The organism is aff. Roholtiella sp. LEGE 12411 (assembly GCF_015206995.1).
Classification (GTDB): domain Bacteria; phylum Cyanobacteriota; class Cyanobacteriia; order Cyanobacteriales; family Nostocaceae; genus Komarekiella.
Genome location: NZ_JADEXR010000254.1, coordinates 1 through 4,886, shown reverse-complemented (window position 1 = coordinate 4,886; position 4,886 = coordinate 1). Strand labels below are relative to the sequence as shown.

Below are 4,886 nucleotides of genomic sequence, written 5' to 3'. Positions count from 1 at the left end.
GCCCCATGCCCCATGCCCCATTTCACACTGTCGGTTGGGGTTCTTTGACTTTTGCTCTCAGAGTCTCTGGGTCAACTGATTCTAGTTCACCGTGGTTGAGTGTCCAGCAACGGTCTGCGATCGCCAAAAGATCGCCAGCATCGTGTGTCACTATTAACAATGTCCAATCTTGTTTCAGTTTCGCTAATAAATTTACCAGTTGCCGACGCATTGACCAATCTAATCCAGCTGTTGGTTCATCTAACAATAGTAAATTTGGCTGGCGAATCAATTGCACCGCCAAAGCTAAACGTCGTTGCTGACCACCACTTAAAGCATAAGGTGCTGCAAAGAGTGATAAGTGCTCTAATCCTACTTCACTGAGTGCTTGCCTGACCCGCTCTGACCCTAATTCCGGATGCCCTAAACGCAATTCTTCTAAAATTGAACCACCGCAAAAATGTCGCTCTGGAAACTGAAATACTAACCCAGCCAATTGTTGTAGCTGTTCGGCTAGGAGTTCTTGTTCTCGCCACCAGACTGCGCCAGAAGTAGGTTCGGCCAGTCCTGACAAAATTTCTAGTAAAGTACTTTTACCAGAACCACTCGGGCCAATAATCAGACCCATCTGCTGGGGTGCTAATTCTAGGTTGATTGATTTGAGAATCGCTGTTGGGCAAGCTGTAGGGTGGTAAATTAGATTTCTAAGATAGAGCATTTGTTAAGATTACCAAAAAGTCAGCAATTACTGATTAACTACACCAAGAGCAACTAGAAGATTCTGAAAAGTAGTCATACTGCATTACCTGCGTTAACACCTTAATTTAGCAGCCAGAATCATCCACCTTCTTTCCGAAGTTATCAGGCGGCGGCGTCCGAGAAGTCCGAGCGCCATTTGTGAATCCTCTCCATTGTGGCAGACTTACCCTTAAACAATGCCTACAACAAGCATGGGAACCTGGAAAAATTACTGAAGTCAACCTGTGTAGAAAATGTTGGTGCAATGGTCGCAATTTTCTGATTAACCATTTCTTTGCATTCTAAGTAAGACATACAGCTATTTCAACCGCAATTATTCTGAGGGCTAAAATGATTAGACGGTTTTCTTCTCGACCATTTTTGTTTACCAAACTGACTAACTTTGGTAAGGCTACTTTCGCAGGTGCGATCGCCTTTGGCGTTGTCCCTTGGGCAATCGCTCTTAATCTGTGGGTAAGTCCTTCACTAGCTGGAGATCCGTTTCGGAGTAGCGAACCTCGTAAAATTGGCGACCAAACGGAAGCAGCATTTAAAGCAATTTTCCAACAAGGTAACTATCCAGAGGCAGAGCGTTACCTACAAAAAGCACTATCCAATGAGCCAAACGAACCTCTAGCTTATGCCATGAAGGCATCCTTAGCTTATGGAAAAAAGGATATGGCTAAACTAGACACCTACAGCCAGAAAACCTTGGAAACTGGACAAAAACTGATTTCTAGTGACCCATTGCGTGGTAATTTATACACTGCTGTTGGTCACTTTTTAGAAGGTGCGGTAATTCTCACTCGTGACGGTACAGTCAACGGCGCACCGAAAGCTTTAGGTCGATTGCGACAAGTTTATGAATATCTGGATAAAGCCGAAGCGATTTCTACCAACGATCCAGAACTGAATTTACTCAAAGGCTATATGGATTTGATGTTGGCTGTCAATTTGCCATTTGCTAGCCCAGATCAGGCAATTGAACGGTTGGAAAGAAATGCTGCTCCTCAGTATCTTGTGGATCGGGGTATTGCTCTTGCCTACCGCGATTTAAAACAGTACTCTCAGGCGCTGGAGTATGTCAACCGCGCGATCAAAACTACATCCGATAACCCAGAAATTTATTATCTCAAAGCCCAAATACTCAAAGAACAGGGGAGACAAGAAAAAAGCCAACAACTTATCCAAGAAGCGATCGCTAATTTTGACAAAGCATTGACAAAAAGATCCCAACTTCCAGCTAATTTGGTAAAACAAATTGAGAGTGAACGCGGCGGCGCTGTTAGTCGCCTGAATAATCTGGGTGGTTAATTGGGGATTGGGCATTGGGGATTGGGGATTGGGAAGATGAGGAGCAGAGGGAGATGGAAAATAACTCTTGTCTTTTGTCTGCTACCTCTTTGTCCTCAGCCCTACCCTGATATGCTTATTTTTAGTAAGAGTAATTGATCTATTTGACCGCAATGCACATTCAGTTTCGTGATTTAAATCCATTTGATGTTTGGATTTGGTTGAAGTTTAGCACTATTCCTTCTGGGCGTGAGAAGCAGTATGTAGAAGAGGTTTTTAATTCCTGGTTTTATCTGGGCAAATTGGGTGCATTTAATGCCGAAAATCTCCAGGTTCAAGAAACTGGATCGGATATCAACTACATGGATTATGATCCAAAAGGATATGACAAAAGCCTGCTAGCGCTGATGCATAACATGGGTGAGTTTGAGTATGAGGGCGTGTGGGCGCGTTGCTGGTTTGACTTAGGAACAAGTGATGCGATCGCCTTGGATATTTTAATCAACGCCCTCACACAGCTTTCTGAGGAATATGTCACTCTTGAAGAATTGTACATTGGTGGCGAAAATACAGATTGGCCTGTCGAAGATAGCGACAGTCGTCCTCACTCTATTTACGACAATTAGTGACAACAATGAATAAATCAGGCGAAATTCGGGTATTGTCTTTAGGACTGATTCGGGATGGCGATGGCTCCGCCAACGCCAAGGGCGAACGCATATTTGTTTCTGAAGGCTATGATCCTGTAAAGCAAGAAACATTTTATAGAGCTTTAGGTGGTGGTGTTGAATTTGGTGAAACCAGTCGCCTAGCTCTGGAACGGGAATTTCAAGAAGAAATTCAGGCAGATTTAACGAATATTCGGTATCTGGGTTGTATAGAAAACCTGTTTACATTTAATGGTAGACAGGGACACGAAATTATTCAACTTTATCAATGTGATTTTGCCGAACCCAAGTTTTATCAACTAGAAAGTTTAGTTTTTTCTGAGTCAGAAACTCATAAACATAGGGCACTTTGGATAGAGATTTCTCGCTTTAAGTCTAGAGAATTAAGATTAGTACCAGAGGTATTTTTTGAATATTTATAACCTAGCTAAACGATAGTTATTCTAGCTAGAAAATCGGACATATTTAGCCAGCTATAGCCTGAAACTACGATATCCCTAACTCATCAACTCATCCGAAAACCAGGGATAACTCCAAATTTACTTCCATTACAAGAGCGCTCGTAATTATTCTTTGGAGTAGCTATTCCTGAAAACTTCTCCTTTGGAAAACTCTGTTACTAATCGCGAATTGCAACAATATTCTGATAGGCAAATAATTCGTAATTAATCTGTCTTCCCCCTAAATAGGATTTCATAGGAATCAGCCCATCTCGCATCATTCTATGAAGACGATAGCCTTTTAAAATTTCCTGAAAGTCCCGAAAGAATGTTCGGGATACGGTATTCATATCGTTAAACTCAAATTGGATCATTTTTATGATGCCACTATTGAGAGTTTCTCTAGCTCCTTTTAAGACGGCTAACTCATGTCCTTCGGTATCTATCTTCAGAAAATCTATTTCTTTAATATTATGCTCTTTGACAAAATCATCAATGGTAGTTATCTCTATTTCGTACTCTATCGATGATGAATAATGCAGCACTTCTATGACATTCTTATACAACGATGCATGTCCTGAAGAATCCTGATCGCGATAATCATATATCTTTGCTTTGCCCTTTTGATCCCCACATCCTATATTAATTGCCTGAAAGTTGAATTTTTTAGCAACTTCAGACAACGTAGTAAAATGCACAGGATGAGGCTCGAATGAATATAAAATCGAGTTTGGGGCTTCAGTCATAATTTCACGCGAATAACTACCATTATTCGCGCCTACATCAAATATTACTTTTTTTTCTTTTCCTTTGATGTAGTTTTTAATAAAAAAGTCTTCTCCCGAATCAATTTTGCTTTCATAATTTAAAATGCCCATTCCTCGAAGCGAAAGATGAAACAGGGCTAGATGAAAATTAAATAAGGATTTCCTGGTGAAAAGAAATTGATAGGTTCGTTTTAACCACTTCATTAGATAAAACTTATCTTAGTATATTAAATATAACAGTGCTCATCGTTATATTTATCACCTCTACTCATCAAAAATCAATCCCTATTTTTGCAGGATGATGTAAAAATTTATACGGTTTACGAGAATATTCAACTAATCAGCGTTCTCAAATTGCATATTTAAAGCAAAGACAGGAGTCTCCTGTATTTTGACTCCTGTCTTTGCTGATTGCGAATAATGCAAACCAAATGTGTATTAGCCTACTGGGCTGAGCATATTTCCCAAAATCTGATTTTAGTATCCTCAGCTAATATTTCACTTGCTGCTATAAAAAAAGGCAATTTCTTTATCTTTCAAGGGTGCGAAACCAGCATCTGCAAGCAATTTGTCGAGTTCTGCTTGAGGAATATGTTTTGCACCAATTCGCACAATACGCGATCGCATAGTATTGGAAACGCCACTACGCTGTCTATTGCCCTCCAACGCCATGACTTTACCATAAAGTTCTAATTTTGCAGGTGGAATAGGAGAACCATCAAAATCAATTCCCTGGGCGATCGCTTCATCAATAGCATCAGCACCTGTGGTAGTTTGATTTCCTGGGTTAGTTTCAGTAGGCATAATAATTTGCTCTCAAGGCTATAAGCAGATTTTACCAGCCTTGCTGATACCTGAATGTCCTGTTTGCCTACTCACTGGTTTTTTTTAATTGAAAGCGACGGGAAACTCCATTCCCAGGTGTCCGTAGAGGGATAGTCGCCCCGCCGTTTTGGGCATAGGGCATTGGTAGCTTTTTCCCATGCCCCATTCCCCATTCC

Annotated in this window: 6 protein-coding genes; 3 read left to right on the top strand and 3 right to left on the bottom strand. The window is 40.9% G+C overall.

Going from position 1 to position 4,886, the window contains the following annotated elements; all coding sequences use genetic code 11:
- Window positions 1-22: 22 nt before the first annotated feature.
- On the bottom strand, window positions 23-697 hold the full coding sequence (locus tag IQ246_RS28855) for an ABC transporter ATP-binding protein (protein WP_194006714.1): 675 nt from the start codon (window positions 695-697) through the stop codon (window positions 23-25).
- A 371-nt stretch (window positions 698-1,068) separates the two neighbouring features.
- On the opposite strand from IQ246_RS28855, the gene IQ246_RS28850 reads away from it, so the two are divergent.
- The 3 genes from IQ246_RS28850 to IQ246_RS28840 all read left to right on the top strand — a co-directional run bounded on the left by IQ246_RS28850 (window position 1,069) and on the right by IQ246_RS28840 (window position 3,100).
- Window positions 1,069-2,031, top strand: a complete 963-nt coding sequence (locus IQ246_RS28850) for a Sll0314/Alr1548 family TPR repeat-containing protein (RefSeq protein WP_194006713.1) — start codon at window positions 1,069-1,071, stop codon at window positions 2,029-2,031.
- Between the two features lie 152 nt (window positions 2,032-2,183).
- The gene (locus IQ246_RS28845; protein WP_194006712.1) at window positions 2,184-2,636 is read left to right on the top strand and encodes a DUF3531 family protein; all 453 of its coding nucleotides are present in this window, start codon (window positions 2,184-2,186) and stop codon (window positions 2,634-2,636) included.
- Between the two features lie 8 nt (window positions 2,637-2,644).
- Window positions 2,645-3,100, top strand: a complete 456-nt coding sequence (locus IQ246_RS28840; protein ID WP_194006711.1) for an NUDIX hydrolase — start codon at window positions 2,645-2,647, stop codon at window positions 3,098-3,100.
- Window positions 3,101-3,297: 197 nt separating this feature from the next.
- Here the strand turns inward: IQ246_RS28840 and IQ246_RS28835 are convergent, their stop codons facing one another.
- Window positions 3,298-3,996: an FkbM family methyltransferase gene (locus IQ246_RS28835; RefSeq protein WP_194006710.1), complete on the bottom strand. Its 699-nt coding sequence runs from the start codon at window positions 3,994-3,996 to the stop codon at window positions 3,298-3,300.
- Window positions 3,997-4,383: 387 nt separating this feature from the next.
- The gene (locus tag IQ246_RS28830; protein ID WP_194006709.1) at window positions 4,384-4,689 is read right to left on the bottom strand and encodes a DUF4090 family protein; all 306 of its coding nucleotides are present in this window, start codon (window positions 4,687-4,689) and stop codon (window positions 4,384-4,386) included.
- Window positions 4,690-4,886 lie beyond the last annotated feature (197 nt).

Excerpts from the sequence above, each read along its gene's own strand:
- IQ246_RS28845 (WP_194006712.1), top strand. The coding sequence starts at position 2,184 with ATGCACATTCAGTTTCGTGATTTAAATCCATTTGATGTTTGGATTTGG.
- IQ246_RS28840 (WP_194006711.1), top strand. The coding sequence starts at position 2,645 with ATGAATAAATCAGGCGAAATTCGGGTATTGTCTTTAGGACTGATTCGG.
- IQ246_RS28835 (WP_194006710.1), bottom strand. The coding sequence starts at position 3,996 with ATGGGCATTTTAAATTATGAAAGCAAAATTGATTCGGGAGAAGACTTT.
- IQ246_RS28850 (WP_194006713.1), top strand. The coding sequence starts at position 1,069 with ATGATTAGACGGTTTTCTTCTCGACCATTTTTGTTTACCAAACTGACT.
- IQ246_RS28830 (WP_194006709.1), bottom strand. The coding sequence starts at position 4,689 with ATGCCTACTGAAACTAACCCAGGAAATCAAACTACCACAGGTGCTGAT.
- IQ246_RS28855 (WP_194006714.1), bottom strand. The coding sequence starts at position 697 with ATGCTCTATCTTAGAAATCTAATTTACCACCCTACAGCTTGCCCAACA.